General features: G+C 44.4%; 20 protein-coding genes and 1 tRNA gene. 16 read left to right on the top strand and 5 right to left on the bottom strand.

Annotated elements, in window-relative coordinates; all coding sequences use genetic code 11:
• Nucleotide 1: 1 nt before the first annotated feature.
• Nucleotides 2-436, bottom strand: a complete 435-nt coding sequence (locus LEP1GSC058_RS05555; RefSeq protein ID WP_016548531.1) for a heme-binding domain-containing protein — start codon at nt 434-436, stop codon at nt 2-4.
• A 68-nt stretch (nt 437-504) separates the two neighbouring features.
• On the opposite strand from LEP1GSC058_RS05555, the gene LEP1GSC058_RS05550 reads away from it, so the two are divergent.
• The 3 genes from LEP1GSC058_RS05550 to LEP1GSC058_RS05540 are packed head-to-tail and all read left to right on the top strand — an operon-like array spanning nt 505 to nt 2,897.
• Nucleotides 505-981 carry an NfeD family protein gene (locus LEP1GSC058_RS05550; protein ID WP_039948102.1) on the top strand — a complete coding sequence of 159 codons (477 nt, stop codon included), beginning with the start codon at nt 505-507 and terminating at the stop codon, nt 979-981.
• A gap of 45 nt (nt 982-1,026) precedes the next feature.
• The gene (locus LEP1GSC058_RS05545) at nt 1,027-1,953 is read left to right on the top strand and encodes an SPFH domain-containing protein (protein ID WP_016548329.1); all 927 of its coding nucleotides are present in this window, start codon (nt 1,027-1,029) and stop codon (nt 1,951-1,953) included.
• An 8-nt stretch (nt 1,954-1,961) separates the two neighbouring features.
• A complete protein-coding gene (locus LEP1GSC058_RS05540; protein WP_016548609.1) occupies nt 1,962-2,897 on the top strand; it encodes an SPFH domain-containing protein in 936 nt (311 codons plus the stop codon).
• Between the two features lie 53 nt (nt 2,898-2,950).
• Here LEP1GSC058_RS05540 and fliN read toward each other — a convergent pair whose 3' ends face one another.
• Entirely contained in the window at nt 2,951-3,475 is a 525-nt protein-coding gene (gene fliN / locus LEP1GSC058_RS05535) for a flagellar motor switch protein FliN (RefSeq protein WP_016548479.1), read from the bottom strand.
• A gap of 81 nt (nt 3,476-3,556) precedes the next feature.
• Here fliN and LEP1GSC058_RS05530 point away from each other — a divergent pair, with 81 nt between their 5' ends.
• The 4 genes from LEP1GSC058_RS05530 (at nt 3,557) to LEP1GSC058_RS05515 (ending at nt 7,122) form a co-directional block, all read left to right on the top strand.
• On the top strand, nt 3,557-4,849 hold the full coding sequence (locus tag LEP1GSC058_RS05530; RefSeq protein ID WP_016548372.1) for an AAA family ATPase: 1,293 nt from the start codon (nt 3,557-3,559) through the stop codon (nt 4,847-4,849).
• Between the two features lie 132 nt (nt 4,850-4,981).
• The gene (gene fcpB, locus LEP1GSC058_RS05525) at nt 4,982-5,806 is read left to right on the top strand and encodes a flagellar-coiling protein FcpB (RefSeq protein ID WP_016548308.1); all 825 of its coding nucleotides are present in this window, start codon (nt 4,982-4,984) and stop codon (nt 5,804-5,806) included.
• Between the two features lie 132 nt (nt 5,807-5,938).
• The gene (locus LEP1GSC058_RS05520) at nt 5,939-6,343 is read left to right on the top strand and encodes a hypothetical protein (RefSeq protein ID WP_016548415.1); all 405 of its coding nucleotides are present in this window, start codon (nt 5,939-5,941) and stop codon (nt 6,341-6,343) included.
• A 2-nt stretch (nt 6,344-6,345) separates the two neighbouring features.
• On the top strand, nt 6,346-7,122 hold the full coding sequence (locus LEP1GSC058_RS05515; protein WP_016548533.1) for an RsmE family RNA methyltransferase: 777 nt from the start codon (nt 6,346-6,348) through the stop codon (nt 7,120-7,122).
• On the opposite strand, the gene impL63 is transcribed toward LEP1GSC058_RS05515, so the two are convergent.
• Complete coding sequence (gene impL63 / locus LEP1GSC058_RS05510; protein WP_016548523.1) at nt 7,096-8,784, bottom strand: cytoplasmic membrane protein ImpL63; 1,689 nt, start codon at nt 8,782-8,784, stop codon at nt 7,096-7,098. The two genes, LEP1GSC058_RS05515 and impL63, sit on opposite strands and share 27 nt — an antisense overlap.
• Nucleotides 8,785-9,174: 390 nt before the next feature.
• Here impL63 and LEP1GSC058_RS05505 point away from each other — a divergent pair, with 390 nt between their 5' ends.
• From LEP1GSC058_RS05505 to metW, 3 genes are all read left to right on the top strand, one after another.
• Complete coding sequence (locus LEP1GSC058_RS05505; RefSeq protein ID WP_016548364.1) at nt 9,175-10,479, top strand: O-acetylhomoserine aminocarboxypropyltransferase/cysteine synthase family protein; 1,305 nt, start codon at nt 9,175-9,177, stop codon at nt 10,477-10,479.
• A gap of 97 nt (nt 10,480-10,576) precedes the next feature.
• The gene (gene metX, locus LEP1GSC058_RS05500) at nt 10,577-11,680 is read left to right on the top strand and encodes a homoserine O-acetyltransferase MetX (RefSeq protein WP_016548505.1); all 1,104 of its coding nucleotides are present in this window, start codon (nt 10,577-10,579) and stop codon (nt 11,678-11,680) included.
• A 3-nt stretch (nt 11,681-11,683) separates the two neighbouring features.
• Complete coding sequence (gene metW / locus LEP1GSC058_RS05495) at nt 11,684-12,292, top strand: methionine biosynthesis protein MetW (RefSeq protein WP_016548678.1); 609 nt, start codon at nt 11,684-11,686, stop codon at nt 12,290-12,292.
• Between the two features lie 3 nt (nt 12,293-12,295).
• Here metW and LEP1GSC058_RS05490 read toward each other — a convergent pair whose 3' ends face one another.
• Nucleotides 12,296-13,354, bottom strand: a complete 1,059-nt coding sequence (locus LEP1GSC058_RS05490; protein ID WP_039948048.1) for a D-alanine--D-alanine ligase — start codon at nt 13,352-13,354, stop codon at nt 12,296-12,298.
• A gap of 43 nt (nt 13,355-13,397) precedes the next feature.
• On the opposite strand from LEP1GSC058_RS05490, the gene LEP1GSC058_RS05485 reads away from it, so the two are divergent.
• The 6 genes from LEP1GSC058_RS05485 to LEP1GSC058_RS05460 all read left to right on the top strand — a co-directional run bounded on the left by LEP1GSC058_RS05485 (nt 13,398) and on the right by LEP1GSC058_RS05460 (nt 18,224).
• Nucleotides 13,398-14,798 (top strand): hypothetical protein, encoded by a 1,401-nt coding sequence (locus LEP1GSC058_RS05485; RefSeq protein ID WP_016548424.1) that lies wholly within the window; start codon nt 13,398-13,400, stop codon nt 14,796-14,798.
• A 4-nt stretch (nt 14,799-14,802) separates the two neighbouring features.
• On the top strand, nt 14,803-15,582 hold the full coding sequence (locus LEP1GSC058_RS05480; protein WP_016548357.1) for an MlaE family ABC transporter permease: 780 nt from the start codon (nt 14,803-14,805) through the stop codon (nt 15,580-15,582).
• Entirely contained in the window at nt 15,583-16,350 is a 768-nt protein-coding gene (locus LEP1GSC058_RS05475) for an ABC transporter ATP-binding protein (RefSeq protein WP_039948047.1), read from the top strand. It begins immediately after the preceding gene.
• 70 nt (nt 16,351-16,420) lie between these two features.
• Nucleotides 16,421-17,170 carry a mammalian cell entry protein Mce gene (gene mce / locus LEP1GSC058_RS05470; protein ID WP_016548334.1) on the top strand — a complete coding sequence of 250 codons (750 nt, stop codon included), beginning with the start codon at nt 16,421-16,423 and terminating at the stop codon, nt 17,168-17,170.
• A 51-nt stretch (nt 17,171-17,221) separates the two neighbouring features.
• The gene (locus tag LEP1GSC058_RS05465; RefSeq protein ID WP_016548349.1) at nt 17,222-18,106 is read left to right on the top strand and encodes an NAD(P)-dependent oxidoreductase; all 885 of its coding nucleotides are present in this window, start codon (nt 17,222-17,224) and stop codon (nt 18,104-18,106) included.
• Nucleotides 18,107-18,152: 46 nt separating this feature from the next.
• Nucleotides 18,153-18,224 (top strand) — tRNA-Pro (locus LEP1GSC058_RS05460).
• 7 nt (nt 18,225-18,231) lie between these two features.
• Here LEP1GSC058_RS05460 and LEP1GSC058_RS05455 read toward each other — a convergent pair.
• On the bottom strand, nt 18,232-19,134 hold the full coding sequence (locus LEP1GSC058_RS05455; protein ID WP_016548704.1) for a M48 family metalloprotease: 903 nt from the start codon (nt 19,132-19,134) through the stop codon (nt 18,232-18,234).
• Nucleotides 19,135-19,174 lie beyond the last annotated feature (40 nt).

The raw sequence follows: 19,174 nt of genomic DNA, 5'->3' as shown, positions 1-19,174 counted from the left end.
CTCACTTCTCCGCATATGTTTGTAACCAATCACGAACAGTTTCCATATCTTCCTGGTCCAGTTTGGCTTCCGGATGTAAAATTTTATAGTCCCAAAGAGGCATTTCTCCTTCTTCTATCTCCTCTAAAATTTTCTCGGCGAGATCGGCTTTTTCGGAGGGTTTTAAATCTTCCCATTCGGAAAAATTGAGTTCGTCCTTCCCTTCATCTACATGACGTATCAGGTAGAGTGAAACGGGAAATATTCTCGAATACCATGGCCATTTCACTAAATCCGAATGGCAATCGTAGCAGGATCTGCGAAAAATCTTTTTGACGCTTTCTTCCGTTTGGATTTCCTTAGCATTCTTCCCTGACGGGAATTCTACTGGGACGAACTGTAATCCCAGAAACAGGACCGATAGTCCGATTCCGAGGCGAATCGCGATTCTTTTCATCGTTTTCCCGCTAGCGTAGTGAAAGGGAATGGATTTTGGAAGTAGAATTTTCCCGTTACCGAGATCGAATGATGAACTTTCTACAAGATGGACATACGATTAGCTACCTTTGGATCGGCGTAGGCCTTTTCTTAATGGTTGCCGAGTTATTCATACCGGGAACCTTCGTCGTATTTTTGGGAATTTCTGCGGTCATGGTAGGTTCTCTTTCCTATTTTTTTGAATTCAATATATGGATCCAAGCCGGGTTATGGGCAGGCTGCTCGGGTTTCTTAATTTTACTCGGAGGCGCGGCTCTTCGTAGATTTTTCCCTTCTAATAGCGAGCGCGCCGTCTTAAATCCTGAAGACGGCCCCGGCAGAATCGTTCCCGTAATAAAAGATATTTTGGTGGAAAGAAAGGGTGGAAGAATTTTATTCCAAGGCACAGAATGGGATGCCGTGAGTAAAACCAAACGGATTCCCTCGGGACGCAAAGCTGAGATTATCGAAAGGGAAAATTTGACCTTTATCGTTAAACCCGTCGATTTACCCGACGAGTCTTAATCGCATTTTTAAAATTTAAGCAGAAAGGGAGGTTTGGGAAACGAAATGTTTTACTTTACCTTAATTTTTATCGCGGTCATCTATATAGTCCGAAAAACGTTTATCATCGTTCCTCAGAACTATAGTTTTTTAGTGGAAAGATTGGGAGTATTTCGGGGAGCTCTTCCTGCCGGATTTCATTTTCTAATTCCACTTATCGACCAGGTTCGATACCGGCAGAATTTAAAAGAGATCGCCATGGATATCCCTCCTCAAACTTGCATTACCAAAGATAACGTTTCCATTCTCGTGGATGGAATCTTATATCTTAAGCTAGTCGATCCTTATAAAGCCTCGTACGAAATCGAAAATTTTCAAAATGCGACAGTCCAATTGGCTCAGACCACTCTCCGTTCCGAAATAGGAAAACTGGTTTTAGATCATACCTTTTCGGAGCGCGACGATATCAATGCAAACGTCGTCCGGGCTTTGGACGAAGCCACCGATCCGTGGGGAATCAAGGTGACTCGATATGAAATTAAAAATATTTCTCCCCCAAAAGAAATTTTGCATGAAATGGAGGAACAGGTAAAAGCGGAACGAGTTAAACGGGCCGAAATCACAATTTCCGAAGGGGAAAAATTAGGCCGTATCAACCGGTCTATGGGAGAGCGCCAAGAAGCGATCAATCTTTCCGAAGGCGAGAAAATTAAGAAAGTAAACGAGGCCGAAGGAAAGGCTCAAGAAATAGAACTAATCGCGACTGCAAAGGCGAAAGGAATCCAGCTAATCGCGAACGCCATCGGAAAAGACGGCGGTCCGGAAGCCGTCAATTTACAAATTACCGAAGATTATCTCACCGGGTTAGGTGAGATCCTGCAAAAGGCCAAAACGACCGTTCTGCCTACCGAGATAGCGGGTGTAGTAAGCTTTTTTGAAGGCGTCTCCAAAGTGACGAACAAATTACCGAACATCGCCGAGATCAAGGAGTAAAAACGAGTATGGAATTAAGTGGCTTTAAATACGCGTTTACGGGAATTTTTTGGTTCGCGTTTACTCTTTATCTTGCATATAAAATATATCGATCCATTCGCATCGTCTCCGCTCAAGAATGCATTATCGTAGAAAGATTAGGTCGATATAATAGAACCCTTCATGCGGGATTTCATATTCTGATTCCGTTCATAGACGAGGATTCATACTATCATACTCTGAAGGAGCAGGCCATCGATGTTCCTCCTCAAACCTGTATCACCAAAGATAACGTTAAGGTCGAGATGGATGGAATTCTTTATTTAAGAGTCCTGGATCCTCAAAGGGCCAGCTATGGAATCGACGATTACCGATTTGCCGTTACGCAACTCGTACAAACGACAATGCGCGCGATTATCGGTACCATGGATATGGATACAACGTTCGAGACCCGCGAAGTGATTAACAGTAAAATCTTAGAAGTCTTAGATCAAGCGGCCGAACCTTGGGGAGTGCGAGTCAATCGATATGAAATCGTGAACATTACCCCCCCGAAATCAATTATAGAAGCGATGGAAAGGGAGAAAAAAGCTCAGATCACTAAGAAGGCGCAAATCTCCCTGTCGGAAGGCGATCGTGATTCTAGGATCAATCGATCTCTGGGCGTGAAAGAGGAAGCGATCAACAAATCCGAAGGAGAAAAGCAGAAACGCATTAACGAAGCGGAAGGCTTAGCTACGGAAATCGAATCGATAGCGGAAGCTACTGCAAAAGGTATTACTCTCTTAGCATCCTCGATCAAGACTACCGGTGGAAAAGAAGCCGTAAAGTTGAGAATTGCTCAACGATTTATTAAAGAGATAGAGAAATTAGGACAAGAAGGAACTGATCTCGTTCTGCCATTAAACCTTTCCAATTTCAAATCGGTAATGAAAGCGGTCTTAGGCGGAGAATCCAAAGCATAGAAATTCTTCGGAACCTCGGATTTTCTCCCGGGGTTCCGATCGCTTGAATAAGATTACATCAATCTCCTATCCGGATTGACAATCTCCGTAATTCTAATTCCATAATAATCGTCTAGCACGACTAGTTTTCCTTTTCCTACCAATTTACCGTTGGCTAAAATATCCAAATCCTCGCCGACGGCGCTGTCCAATTCAACAACCGCACCTTCGCTCAATGCCAAGACATCTTTAATGTACATGTTAGTACGACCCAGTTCGACGGTTAATGCAATATTTACGTCAAGGAGTAGATTTAAATTCGCCGTATTGGAAGTCGAAGAAGACGTCCTAGATGTCTGCTTAGGCGGAGCGGGAGTCGAAGAAGGTCCAAGTGCCGCGGCAATATCCGCAAAGGAAGGTGCACCGCTACCGCCCCCACCGGAACTTCCGCCGCCTGCATCGCCGCCCAAAAGTGAATCGAGCTCCCCGCTCAGGTTAAAATCGGCAGACCCGCCGCCTGCTGGAGCCGCACCGCCCCCTCCACCGCCGCCGGTTAAAAGTGCGTCAATATCGTCTTGAGAAAGGGATCCTTCACCCATAAGGGATTGCCTCCAAGGGGTCTTTCTATTTTCTTCGACAGTACCGAAGGATATTACAAGATAAATTCTTCCGGAGAACTTATGAAATCAGAAGATTCAAGCTCAAACAAAGGAACCCCCGCCGGCCATTTGGATTTTAGCAGGGCAAAGGAACTTTTGCTACGAGAATTACTTTCCTCAGGCGTTCCGGAGAATGAACTTCCCTCCTTTACACCCGATAAAAAGGACGTAAAGATAGAATTCCCTACCCCTCCTATCGATAAATCCCAGCTTTTAGACTGCCTGCAAATCGTAAAAAACCATATCGAAAATCTGAGAATTCATACTTTCGAACCCGGATACTATTGCCTTCAAGCGCTAAACGAAAATATCTTTGAAACTAAGAATCTGCTCGATAATGCAAAATTTCGTTTTTACTCGGGCAGAACTCATAATCGGGTAGAGATCACCAAGAAAGGCGATTTTACGAGGGAAGAAGTTTTTGCGGCGATCGATTTATTTCGGTATCTGAGGCAATCCAAAAAGGAATCCGTTCAAAACCCCAAGGAACTTTTACTCCGACTCGGTATCGAAGTTTATGATCCCGAAGAAGCCAAAAAAAAAGGGGACTGGTTTACATTCGACGCAGTCGCAGGATATGCCGATGTTAAACAGCAAATTTTAGAATCCATTATCCTCCCTTTGAAATCACCGGAAACCTTTGAAGAAGTCGCAAAATTGACGAGGAAATTTCCGGGTCGCACAAAGCCGAGAGCGATTTTGTTGGAGGGAGAACCCGGCGTCGGCAAGACGACTATGGCAAAGGTAGTCTCTTGCATGACTGGCATCCCGTTAATATATGTTCCGGTAGAATCAATTTTAAGCAAATATTATGGAGAAAGCGCTCAAAATATGGCCTACGTTTTCGACGCTGCGGCTTTATTCCCCTCCTGCCTCCTGTTCTTAGATGAAATTGATTCCTTGGCCGGATCTCGAGACGACGGACTATTTGAAGCCACCAGAAACATACTTTCGGTCCTATTAAGGAAATTAGATGGATTCGAAGGAGGACAAAAATCGGTCACTTTAGGGGCAACCAACCGTAAACAGGACTTAGACCGTGCTTTAGTTTCTCGATTTGACCGATCCGTCTACTTCCCTCTTCCCAATTTGACCGAAAGAGCCGCTATTTTGGGGAATTATGCGATTCACCTCACCGAAAATGAAAAAATTCTGATATCGGAAAGGCTGGAGGGTAAATCGGGAAGAGACTTAAGAGATTTCTGCGATTTTACGGAACGGCGTTGGAGTTCCAGTTTGATTGAAAAAGGATTGAAGCCGGTTCCCCCACCGTATGAACTGTATCTGGAAATTAGTTCAAAAACTGGAAAATAAACGTTTTAACTCGCGAAAATGTAAATCTTAGATTCAATCTGGAGTCTATTTTTCCGATACTATATACAGGGATTTTTCGGAAAACCGAGAAGTTCAAATCCGCTTATTAAAAGTACCAAGGAATAGGGGACAATGAAACGCAAAATCGCATTTTGCCTCGCCATTTTGGCAGTAACCGGCCTATTGGATGCCCAACAACAGAACCAACAAGGCCAAAAGAAGGATGATCTCCAAGCAGGAGCAGCAATCCTAGACACTGAGAAAGGCTTAGATGAGCGCCTCTTCGAGCTGAACCAAAGACTTACCCGTCATACGGTTCTAATGAAGATGAAGGTTCGAATCCTCCCTTTCCGCACCGTTCTTTTTAAGGGAAAAGGAAACGGCGACGAATGTGTTCCGACCGTTAACCAAGAAGATCCGGCAAACAACTGCATTCGCGTAGAAGTTTACGATTTCATTAAGGATGACGAGCGTGGACAAGGAAAACTTGTGCAAGGCGGTTTGGCGAAATTTGTCGAAATCTATTTCGACGGCCAAAACAGCAACGATCCGGATCCACGCATGGAACCTCCAAGAAATATCGCTAAGCTCATCAGCAAAGTTTATAGAAATAACTTCCTCATCGAAGATAAGGTAGTTTCAGAAATCATCGATCGCGGACCGAATAGTCAACCGGCTCATAATGAAAAGGTTGAGATTTATTTCCAAAAGAACGGTTATCCTGAATACGGGCGCGGAGAAACTCCCGGAGAAAAAGGTGTTGGAAAATACATTCTGACCAGCGTAGAAAATACCAAAACTCACCCGCTCAGGAACGCTTTTAAAAAACAATTCTACGTAAAACATCTAGACGACTTTGATCGCCTTTTCACTAAAATTTTCGATTATAACGATCAGTTAGGGAACGAAAATTATAGAGAGAACGTTGATACACTTAAGGAATCACTGAAATACTAAGTGAGATATATTGTTCCCTGTTCGTCATGCCGAACCGAACTACGAATCCCGGTTAATCTGGGAAAGTTGACGGTTCGGTGTCCTCGGTGCTACCATTCCTTCATATTTGATCCGGACGATAAGGCCTCCCTTGTGGGCGGTCGGTATGAATTGGGATCGGAAGAAAATAGCAATCCTCGCTCGATGCGAGGATTTTTTCTTTTCTTAGAGGAACTACTGAGAAAGGCAAAAGAAAAAGTCTTACCTCGTAGGAACGAATCCTTCGGATGGCAGTCTCCGAATGCTCCACGCGAAACTTATCAGCAAGCGCCGCCTCGTTATACCGTAACGAAAAGCTTCGGTCAACGATTTGCTCGAAACTTACTAATCGCGCTCATTTTAATCGGGATTGCAAGAGCTTGCTTTTTTACGCAGGAAAGAATCATTTTTCAAGAGCAGACCGCCCCACCCGGTTTGGAAGAATCCGAGCCTCAAGCCCCTGACCCGTCCGTACCTGATGAGCATCGAGAGGAAGAGCGGCCTCAGTATGAAATTTAATTATGAATATACTGCTCTTATCTCGCGAAGATGAAACGGAAGATAAGAAATATAAAGTCACTGATCCGGTACGAATCAACCATATTAAGAATGTCTTAAAGAAGAACCCTTCCGATTCGATTAAGGCCGGATTTCTGAACGAGTCATTAGGAAAGTTCAAACTCATTCATATAGATCAGCAATATATTCTTGGCAGGTATACGAAACTCCTCGTTCCGAAAAGACGATCGCCTTCACTGTCATTATTTTCCGCCGTTCAAAGACCGCCCACCGTCGAAAAAATTCTTCACTTAGCCGGAACTTGGGGAATCGAGACGATCAAATTTCATACGACGAATCTCTCTCGCAACGAATACCTTACCTCCCCCGTTTGGAAATCCGAGAATTTGCGCGAGGCGCTAAGACTTGGAATGGAGCAAGGATGGAATGTCTTCGAACCGTCGGTTTCTCTCGGATTTTCCCGGCCTAGAGGGAACGAAAAGACCCTATATACCGGACAATTTCAGGAAGAACTTCGAGAATTCTCCGGTTCACTATTCTACTTAGATCGTAAAGGCAAGAGACTCGATTTCCTATTATCCAGCGAGAAGAACATTTCAAATGCCGGTTTTCTACTCGGACCTGAACCCGGATGGAGCGCAAAGGAAATGAAAAGATTTCGGGAATTAGGAGCATCTCCGCTTAACGTATCTTCCGCCATACTTCGGAGCGAGCAAGCATTGGCCTTTCTACTGGCTCAATGGGAGTTTGTTTTAAAAAGTAAGGGAATTAGAAAATAGAATTTTCTGCTCATCTTGAGCGGTAAACGTGTTGGAAGTGCTATTGTACACCCAACGTCGTACATCCTGCACTCGAATCGTTACGACACCCAAATTCAAAGCAACCTCGATCGCCCCCACCGCATTATTATCAATCTTAAACGCATCGCTGTTTTGAGTGAAGTTCTTCTTAGTATAATATCCTGATACCATGAATAAGCTGCCGATCGGAAGATATACTCCCACAAAGACTCGAGAGTGATTCGGACCGTTATAACGTTCCAAGTTCGTCTCGATTGACATTCTGTAAAAAGCTAAAATGATGGAAGTAAACGTTCCTTTTAAGCGAGGTCCGTTGGGATCGACGAGCTTAGCCGCCTGTAATTTCGTTTCGGGGATATTAGTGGCGACGTTCGATTGGAATCTTTCCAATTCGTAAAAGCTGTCAAAGTACATTGGAATATAATTCGAATCCATATTTCTATATTCCGGTTTGACTTTTAAATAAATATCTTTCCCGCCGAGTCGAAGGACGGTCCCGTAATGAGTACCTTTCGCATTATTTAAATTTTTAATCGTATTGATATCGTAGTATGGAGTGAGTTCCACATACTTAGAACTCAAAAGTTTATATTCGGCGTCCATTCCGGTTATCGTTAACCGGTCCGTGTACTGGACTAGGGGGTTATTATTCGCATCCAATCTTAAACGGCCCGTCGTATCGAAGGAAAGCTGGGTAGGAGCCTTGGTATCAAATGCGGTCGTATAACCGATTGCGAATCGATTCGCAAAATTATCCTGATTAAAAAACTCTTTCATCCTTTGCTGCGGAGTTTCCGGTTTTTTATCGATCGGAATCATTTCTTCTTTCTTCTCTTTTGTCTTTTCGTCCTCAACTAAGGCTCTATACTTCTCTCTATCTTCCGAATCGACTCCCGCATCCTCGTAGACTTTTCGACGTCCCGCCTCATCCGCAACATTGCCTTGGCCCACGGGTAACATCGAAAACAATTGAGACCTGCCTGTAAGGATGTCAAACAGCTTGAACGCTACAGCGAGCGGACGAACGTATACCCTTCCGGCTCCGACTTCGTGGGAATAAATGGAATTGGTAAATACTTGGACCCCGCCGAAATCGGAGTTGATATCGGACATTACTCCCACATTGTAATTATCGATCCTCTGGTTATTCACATACCTATTAACGATCGTTCCGTGACCGACATACCCGTCGTAAATTCTTCCAGCATAGATCGAAAAGGTCGTCTCTCCCGGCTTGTATACGCCGAAAGTTCCGTACCATATATTATTAATGAACCTCAGATACTCGCTCTTTTGATCATAATCGATTTTACGAATGCTTCCTATTTTTTGATTCGGGTCGGCCGGCGGAGTCTGGTAGATTAGAAAGTTTGCGGGCACGGTAAGAGACATTCCGAAATCCCCGCCGAAATTTAAGTTTAGAGTCGGAGCGATATAAAAATAATAGTTGTTATTGTATTTGTTAATCCCCGCGTCATAGGTAAACGGATCCGGGGGCTGCATATATTGTCTACCGGGTGGAAACCATAATTGCGCCTGTAAATCCATGGTCCCAGGAATAGGAAATGTAACCAATGCGAAGAGGAAGATTCCGGGGTATAGGATGCTGTTCTTTATTTTCGTAAATGCGTTTAATTTCATATTCCATCCCGGTGCAATTTACCGGATGTTCCTCTTCCAAACTTCGTAAAACTTAAGAATAGTATCTATAGTATCGTAAACTCGGAACGGAATCTGAATCAAATACCAGGACGAATACTCGCCGGTTTTCAAACCAAAATCGAATCTGAGGTGCGTTACATGAAAAAAGATTCCCAAGAACGAAAACCAGCCAATGAGAATGAATTATCCCTATTTTGGAAATATTTTTCCAAAGAAATGAAACCTACCCCATAAGGGATGCCTTACAGGAAGACTATTTCTTCGCACATTATTCTGTTATATTAAATTTATTATCTAATTTAACGTATTACTGCTTGACATACTTTTAAATATATCCCAGATATGATTGAAAGGAGCATAATTATTCCCATGACTAGACAATATAAATCGGAAACCATCGCTCTCCACGGCGGTCAAGCACCGGATCCAACTACCACTTCCAGAGCCGTCCCGCTATACCAAACTACTTCGTACGTCTTCAAAGATACGGATCATGCCGCACGGCTTTTCGGCCTACAGGAATTCGGGAATATCTACACTAGAATCGGCAACCCAACCACGGATGTTCTCGAACAAAGAGTCGCTGCGTTGGAAGGCGGAGTCGCCGGGTTAGCGACTGCATCAGGACAATCGGCAGAAACTCTGGCGTTGCTAAATATCGTCGAATCCGGACAGGAAATCGTGGCTTCCTCCTCTCTTTACGGCGGAACATATAACCTACTCCACTATACTTTTCCGAAGTTGGGAATTAAGGTTCATTTCGTGGATCAATCAGATCCGGAAAACTTCAGAAGAGCCGCTAATGAAAAAACTAGGGCCTTCTTCGCGGAAACATTAGGAAATCCTAAGTTAGATACACTTGATATCGAAGGCGTTGCAAAAGTAGCCCACGAAATCGGCGTGCCGTTAGTAATCGATAACACGCTTCCTTCCCCTTACTTAGTCAAGCCCATCGAGCACGGAGCGGATATCGTCATACACTCGCTCACGAAATTCTTGGGCGGTCACGGTAGTTCCATAGGCGGAATTATCATCGATTCCGGCAAATTCAATTGGGGAAACGGGAAATTCAAAAATTTTACTGAACCGGACCCTAGCTATCACGGGTTAAAATTTTGGGACGTATTCGGAAAGTTTGAACCCTTTGGCGGCGTAAATATCGCCTTTATTATCAAGGCCCGCGTTCAAGGTCTAAGGGATCTTGGACCCGCAATTTCTCCGTTCAACGCCTGGAATATCATCCAAGGGATTGAAACATTGCCTCTTCGTATAACGCAGCATTCGATAAACGCCCAGAAAGTCGCGGAATTCTTGTCCAAGCATCCCAAAGTAACCTGGGTCAATTATCCCGGTCTTCCAAACGATAAGAATTACGCATTGGCTAAAAAGTATCATACGAGGAATCTCTTTGGGGCTATTTTAGGATTCGGGGTCAAAGGTGGAGTTTCGGAAGCGAAGAAATTTATCGATCATCTGGAACTATTCTCCCTCTTGGCGAATGTGGGAGATGCAAAATCCCTGGCTATTCACCCGGCTTCTACCACCCACCAACAACTCTCCCCGGCGGAACAAGCCTCAGCTGGAGTAACCCCTGAGTTCATTCGATTGTCCGTGGGTCTAGAGCATATCGATGATATTATCACCGATTTGGACGAGGCTTTGAAAAAGGTGTGACGTCTAATTCCTCTAGGAAAATCGTCTAAAACAGCCATTTCTCCGGATTCCAGTCTAAGAATCTAGAGAGTGGCTTTCCCTATTTGGAAAAGAAGGAATGAATCTGGAAAAATCGGTCGGAATCGTCAAGACGGAAACGGTCACCTTGCCCGACCTACGTTTAGATAATGGATCCGTTCTTTCGCCGGTCGTCATAGCGTACGAAACATACGGTAAACTTTCCGAAAAGAAAGATAATGCAATTCTAATATGCCATGCTCTGTCCGGGGACGCCCACGCAGCAGGTGTCCATGCTCCCGCTGACAAACGACCCGGATGGTGGAACGAATATATCGGCCCGGGGAAAGCATTCGATACTAATAAATATTTTGTAATTTCTTCGAACGTCATCGGTGGTTGTAAAGGTTCGTCCGGTCCTTTAACAATTAGCCCGATCACGGGGAAGCCTTTCGGTTCCAGTTTCCCTTTCGTATCCATCAAGGATATGGTTGCCGCACAGAAATCATTGGTCGAACATTTAGGCGTGGAGAAACTGTATTGTGTCGCCGGCGGTTCTATGGGAGGAATGCAAGCCTTACAGTGGAGTATTGCTTATCCTGAAAATCTGACTAATTGTATTATTTTGGCTTCGACTGCCGAGCATTCGGCCATGCAGATTGCCTTCAATGAAGTCGGTCGTCAGGCCATTTTATCCGACCCAAATTGGAATAACGGTCTGTACGACGAAAATTCTCCCAGAAAGGGATTGGCTCTCGCCCGCATGGTCGCTCATATCACTTATCTTTCCGATGAAAAGATGCGGGAAAAGTTCGGTAGAAATCCTCCCAGAGGAAATCTCCTTAATTCCGACTTTGCAGTTGGAAGTTATTTGATCTACCAAGGGGAAAGCTTTGTGGACCGCTTCGACGCGAATTCTTATATTTACGTTACTCAGGCTTTGGACCATTTTAGTTTGGGTAAAGGAAAGGAATTAACCGCCGCGTTGACCCCCGCAATCTGCCGCTTCTTAGTCGTTTCCTACAGTTCCGATTGGTTATATCCGCCCGCTCAGTCTAGAGAAATCGTTAAAAGTTTAGAGGCGTCCGATAAAAGGGTTTTTTACGTGGAATTAAATAGTAAAGAAGGTCACGATAGTTTCTTACTTGCGAATCAAAAACAAGACGACGTCCTTCGCGGATTCTTGGAAAACCCGGCTAATTGAAAAATGAATTCAAGAATCTCGTCTGACATCACATTGAAAGAAAGGCCGGACTTCGCGTATATTATGAACGCAATCTCCCCCGGTTCGAGAGTATTGGACTTGGGTTGCGGGAACGGGGACCTACTTTATTTATTGAGTCAAAAAGGAATCCGAGGCCAAGGAATCGAAAAGGACGAAGATGCAATCGTCGAATGTATTCGGAAAGGTGTCTACGTGCACCACGGCGATATCGACGAGGGTTTGGAACATCATGAAGATAAAAGGTTCGATTACGTAATTTTAAACCAAACGATTCAAGAAACGCGTCACCCGGGAGATATCATTAAGGAATGTCTTCGAATCGGCAAGCGGGTCATTATCGTTTTCGCGAACTTCGGATACTGGGAAGTACGATTTAAAATTCTTTTAGGCGGAAAAACTCCAGTTACGGATTTATTACCGTATCGCTGGTTCGATACTCCGAACCTACATTTCCTTTCGGTATTGGACTTTGAAGAATTCTGTCAAATTCGCGGCTTTACCGTCGAAGACCGAGCATTCTTTCGAGACTTTAAGCAGATTACGGTCCGACCGAATTTCTTCGCCAAATTAGCTCTATTCCAAATTCGTTAAGTTCTATTGAACTGGAATTTTTTCCGCTCGCTCCATAGCATGCTCGATCAACGATCGATAGATTTCCTGGATTGGAATCCCCGCCGCCTTTGCCTGCTGCGGTATTAAACTAGTTTCGGTCATTCCCGGAAGCGTATTCGTTTCCAAGATGTAAGGCTCTCCATCCACGACGATAAAATCCGTTCTGGAATACCCTTCGCAACCTAGCGTTTTATGAGCAAGAATCGATTGATTTTGAATTTTTTGAATGATCGACTCGGATAAACGTGCGGGCGTAATTTCTTGAGATAATCCGGGTTTGTATTTAGACTCGACATCGAAAAATTCTCCCCCGGGAATAATTTCCGTCGGAGGCAAAGCGATAGGAGATCTTTTTCCGTTTGTGATTTTTTCCCACACTCCGCAGGATACTTCGACTCCGGAAAGAAATCTTTGTAAAATAGCGTGATCCTGGTATTCAAAGAACTCGGATAGCTTCGCGCGTAACTCTTGCAGTGTGTTGATCCGATAAGTATGATAACTGGAACCGCCCTCGACAGGTTTGAGGAATAACGGGAATTGTAAGGCCATCGATTCGACCAAAGTCGGCACGGTTACGAATTCTTCTCTCTTCAGTTCCCAAAAAGGTGCAACGTTGAGATTCGCGACTTGAAACAACCGGTTCGCACGAATTTTATCCATCGCGATAGCGGAAGCCTCCACACCCGAACCGGTAAAAGGGATTCCGAGGACAGTCAAAAATCCTTGGATGGATCCGTCTTCCCCTAATGTTCCATGCAGTCCTAGAAAGGCAATATCACAATCAAGGTTTGAAAAGGAGGAGGCAACGCACCCGTTTAATTGTTCGAATTCTTTTTGATAGGAAAGCGCGTCCGTCGGAACTCCTTCCGGTAAAAGAATCCGATATTCACTAGGGATCACCCACTTGGCATCCTTCGTAATAAGAATGGGTTTGACCGGATGTCCCATGGCCGCCAATGTCCTACATATGAACGCGCCGGTCCTCAGGGATATCACATGCTCCGTGGACGTTCCTCCGTATAAGACAGCTACCTTTAACAAACGGACCTCTCCTTCCTTCAAACTTCAGATGCGGACCTAAAGAATGAGATTTGTACGAATTCTTCTTATCCTTTTATTCCTCTTTTGTACGGAAAGTCTATTTTCTGAATTCCCCATCAAACCGGTTTCTCCTTACCCGGCCGAGTACAGCCAATTTTGGTTTCTTTATCAAAAGGAAAAACGCTTAGGAGAGGAAGAGCAAATCTATAGGCCGTTCTTCTCTTATTATAGGGAGACAAAATCGAATTACCAATATAGAACTTTTTTATTGCCCATTTTCTACTCGGAACAAACTGACTACTGGAAAGTCTGGTCTTTTCTTTTTTTTGCAACAGGAACCGAGACTTTTCACGACGATCAAGGTTGGGATGAGGATACTCTTTCTCCGCTTCTAATTTGGGGTAAAGGGGATTTGGCACGGGAATCATATTTCGGTTTTTTTCCTTTTTACGGTAGGCTCCGCAACAAACTAGCCTACTCCGAATTAAATTTCACATTATTCCCCCTTTATACGAATTGGAAATACAAGACGTATAACGCGCATTCCGTTCTTTGGCCGATCTTTCTTTATGGGAGTTCCGATGTCCGGAGCGAGTTCCGTCTATTTCCCTTTTTCTCCAGAAAAGTGCATAAAGGAAAATATGAAAGGTATTCGATTCTTTGGCCTTTCTTTCAATGGGGGGAGACGTTTCAGGACAAACGAGAACCGGCTTCGTACTGGATGTTTTGGCCTTTATATCTATCCAAGGATTCCGCCTTTGGAAATATGAAGGCTCGAGCTTATTTGTGGTTTCCTATTTTGGGTTCTCTTCTAGGTTACGGATATGATAAACGAACCCAAGAAATAGATTGGAATGTTCTTTTTTTTCTGATTCAATACGGTCGAAACGACGACGAAGATTATCGAAAATTGATTCTTTTTCCGTTTTACGGCTACTATCGTTTTGCTTATAAAGAGACAAGATTTTTTACTCCGCTTTACTTTCGTCTGAGTTCCGACACGTATCATATAAAATCCTCCGAAACGTATCTAATTCCTTTTTGGTGGAGAACGAATCGAACGTACGTTCAATGGGGCCGAGAAGAGAATTATTATAAGTTGTGGCCGATTTTTCGTTGGCATGAAGACAGAGACGGAAACTTAACGTGGAATTTCCTTTCTCTTTTTCCTCTAAAATCGGAAGCTGTGGAAAGGATTTGGGATCCGGTCTGGTCCATCGTAGAGTTCCAGAAATTGGCGAACGGCGAGAAACGTCTTTCCTTCTTAATGAGGCTTTATACGCAACGATGGACTAAGGACGAATTTCATGTGCACATCCCCTTTTTGGTCGAATATTCTTCCACTCCCGAGAAAACGTCCTACCAATTCCTATACGGATTTTTCGGAGTCGAAAAAGATAAGGAAAAAACAACCGTCCAACTTCTATGGTGGATAAAGATATAAAAGAATGTTCGAGATTCTAAAGGCAAAGGCAAATCAGACTTTCTACGCTGCGGGCTATACGATTCTATTAATTGCGGAAACTTTCTTAAATCTAAGATTCTCTTACGATAAAAGAAAGGAAATCCTAGATCAAATGTTCATTGCGGGAGTTGGAAGTTTATTCGTCGTTTCCGTCGTTGCTATCTTTACGGGAATGCTTTTGACTCTAAACACCGGGCTCGGTCTAAAAGATTTTGGAGCCGAAGGGCAGATCGGATTACTTCTTACGGTTACTCTCACGCGAGAAATGTCTCCTTTTATGACGGCCCTGATCCTTTCGGCTTCGATAGGTTCCGCGATGGCTGCCGAAATTGGAACGATGAAAGTTTCGGAAGAAATCGACGCATTGGAAGTGATGTCGATCGATCCCGTTAGATTTCTTGTTTTTCCTCGAGTCTTGGGGTTCTCGCTGATGGTACCGGTACTCTGCGTATATTCCAGCATTCTAGGAATTTTCGGAGGAGCGGTTGTCGGGCATTTCCAGTTAGGGATCGAATACATCGTGTATTTTCAAGATGTTTACGAACGCATCACCTCCATTCCCGGCCTGAAAGATTTATATACCGGGCTCTTTAAAGGATACGTATTCGGCTTAATTATCGCTTCCATTTCCTGTTCACACGGACTTAGGACTTTCGGCGGTGCGATAGGAGTCGGTCGCGCAACGAGAGAATCGGTGGTTACCTCTTTCTTAATGGTCATTTTTTTCGGCTATGTCATTACGGCGATTTTCTACAGGCAATAAATGATGGATTACGCGATAGAAATCGTAAATATGCACAAAGCTTTCGGATCCCGAAAAATCTTAAAAGGCATGAATTTGCAAGTAAGGAAGGGAGAAACGATGGTGATCGTCGGGCCTTCCGGCACTGGCAAGTCCGTGACCCTCAAGCATATTACTGGCTTACTCGATCCCGACGCAGGCGAATGCAGAATTTTCGGAGAAAGAATTTCAGGCATTACGGAAGTGGAACGAAAACGCCTCCGCGCAAAAATGGGGGTCCTATTTCAGTCAGGCGCTTTGATCAACTGGATGACCGTTTTCGATAACGTCGCCTTACCGCTACGGGAACATAAACTATTTTCAGAAACCGAAATCCAAAGGATCGTATCCGAAAAACTCAGGTTAGTGGACATGACGATCGCAAAGGATAATTATCCCAATGATATCTCGGGAGGAATGAAAAAACGCGCTGGATTAGCCCGGGCTATTGCGTCTAATCCAGAGATCATACTCTACGACGAACCGACCTCCGGACTAGATCCTATCATGTCCAATGTAATCAACGAATTAATCATTCGAATCCGACAAGAAACCGGGGCGGCTCAAATTGTCGTAACTCATGATATGTCGAGCGCGTATATGATCGCGGATAGGATATCATTCTTTTACGGAGGCCAGGTGCTCTATACAGGAACTCCCGACGATGTCAAAGCGTCCGATAACGAATTCGTCAGACAGTTCGTAACCGGCTCGACAAAGGGACCGATGATTTTGGAAACTAAGTCGTGAAAACTCAGGTCAAAGATCCGGATTTTCGGAAAAAAGAGTCGATATTAATAGTGGAGAATCGGAATAGAAAATGAAATCATTTCGCTATCTTTTAGTAGGCGCCATCTTTTCCGTTGCCCTGGTCATCGTAGGTTATTTTACCGTAATGACCGAAGGAGGCCCGGTTCAAAAACGAGGAGAATTCCTTAAAATTAATTTTAAAAACGCGGAAGGTATCAAAGTAGGAAACAAAGTCACCGTTCAAGGAGTTCCTTTCGGTTACGTATCTAATATTCGTTTGATTCAGATTAACGAAGAAGGAAACGCCTTACCTTCCGGTGAAATCGGAGTTGCGACCCGTGTGGAAGTGACGATCATTCTTAAGGAGCCGCTTCGACTCTATGAAAACTATGATATCACTATCCGAAACGAAAGCCTTTTGTCAGGTCGTGTGATCTCCATCGACCCGGGAACATTGGAGGCTCCACCTGAAGCAAAACTTCCGGCCGGTAGTATGTATAAGCCGGTGGACTATAAAACAGGCGCTCAACTGAAGGGAAGAGTTCTTCAAGATCCTTTGGTTTCCCTATCGGAACTTATCGCCGAAAACAGAGGGGACATCCGCAGAACATTTTCCAACGTCGCCGACATCACTACGAAAGTAAACAGCGGCGACGGAACGCTCGGCAGGCTGATCAATCGAGACGACCTTCATACGAATATAAATACCGTTTTGACCGACGCGCAGATCGTCTTACGAGAGTTACGGGAAGGTTTAGAGGACACTCGGGAACAAGCCCCGGTTACCAGCTTTATTCGCGCCGCTCTTAGTTCCTTTTAATCGATTCTTTTTTCTTGCAGAATCTTCTCTTGTCGAGAGAATTGCCTAGTAATGTCTGCACCGGAAATAGCGATCATCGGAACCGGAATTATGGGAAGAGGCATGGCAAATACTCTTTCTGCAAAAGGTTATACGCTTCGCTTATACGCGAGGAATCTCGACAACATTCGGGATTTAGAATCCGATAATGTATCTATCTATAATGATCCGAAAGCGGCTGCGAACCGGGCGACCCTCGCGGTTCTTTGCCTTACGGAAGATTCCGTCGTTGAAGAAACCGTCTTCTCACGCGGACTTCTCGAAAGCCGTTGTAAATACGTCGTGGATACCGGAACGACTTCGCCGGAACTAACGGCAAAAATCGGAAAGGCATTTTCCGAACGCGGAATGTCTTTCTTCGATTCTCCGATGACGGGTTCTAAGAATGCGGCAAGAGACGGACAAATTCTATTTATGCTCGGTGCAAAAGGCCCGGAAGAAGTATCGGAGATTTCCTTCTTCTTTGATTCATGCGGAAAGAATGTCGTTTATTGCGGAACGATCGGGGACGGGCAAAGGGCGAAGATCGCTTTGAATATGGTGCAAGCGGGAATTTTCCAGGTTTATATGGAGGGATTTCTGCTTGCGAAGAAGGAAGGAATCTCTCCGGAAATTCTTAAAGAAATCCTATTGCAATCCGCGGCTAAATCGGGAATCGCCGAATTCAAATTTCCTTTCGTCTTTGCCCGAAACTACGAAACGCATTTTTCGCTCAAGAATATGCGGAAAGATGTGAATCATGCCTTGGCATTAGCGAAGCGGACCGGAGTCACTCTACCTTTATGTTCTTCTCTCGGCGCTATTTACGACGAGGGTCTTCGCGCTGGACTGAGCGAGAAGGATTATTGTAGCTTGAACGAGATAACCGCAAAAATCGTAGCGAAACCTTCTTCCTAAAATTGCCTTGCAAATCCGATTCCTTAGAAGATGCTGGTTTCAAATTCGGGATGTAGCGCAGCGGTAGCGCACTTCGTTCGGGACGAAGGGGTCGCTGGTTCAAATCCAGTCATCCCGACATTCTCTTAACGCTTTTTACCGGTCGAGGGTTTCGCTTTCGGTATCTCCTCTTCTTCTTCCTTTTTTCCTAATAACGTCGATATTTTTTCCTGGTAACGCTCTCGAAAGAACGATTCCGGTTGAGGTGCGCCTATTCCTGCATCCTTGAGACGCTTTTCGCTGTCTGCAATTCGTTCGTCATCAAGCGGATGAGTACTTAGGTATTTACCGAGAGGGAGAGTATCTTCCTCTTCACCCAAATGTTTTTGCCTCCAAGCTTTGATATCTCGGAAAAAATTCGCCGACGCTCCGGGATAATAAGGAGTGGCTCGCATATATTGAAAACCGAATGCATCCGCTTCCTCCTCCGCACCGCGACTATTGGCAAGAGAAAGCAAGTTAGAGGATAACGAAGCCATCCCGGAAGCATGTTGCGCCAAGTCCGGCCCCAGCACATAAGATAGAACCAAATAGATTGCAAAGTAAGTGGCGATACTAGAGGATAATTGCTTCATAGAATGCCGTTTTTCCGCATGTGCAATTTCATGCGCAAGTACTCCCGCAAGAGTAGCTTCATCTTTGACGAAATGCAATAGACCGGTATAAACGAAAATATATCCACCCGGCGCACAAACAGCGTTGATAACCGAATCATCGTTCAAAATCGTCACTTTGTAAGGAAATTCGGATTTATACTGAATTTCCTTAGCTTTCAAAATTCGATCCGCGATTCCTTGAACGTAGGAACGAAGTTTTTCGTTATGCAAAACCTTCATTCCATCCTGTCCCAAAACGGCGGCTTCATAAAATTGTTTTCCGAGGAACTCGTCGAGGGATACGGGAAAAGTGGTCTCAACGATCCAGCCGCAGGAATTGAGGGAAAAAGCGATCAGAAAAACGGGTAGAAATTTAGAAGAGCGAATTTTCATAGTTGGAACCTACTCCAGAGAAACCGATTCTCGAATTCGT

The sequence above is a fragment of the Leptospira fainei serovar Hurstbridge str. BUT 6 genome (genome assembly GCF_000306235.2).
GTDB lineage: Bacteria > Spirochaetota > Leptospiria > Leptospirales > Leptospiraceae > Leptospira_B > Leptospira_B fainei.
The sequence above is the reverse complement of the archived record's forward strand: the minus strand, read 5'-3'. Positions and strand labels throughout refer to the sequence as shown.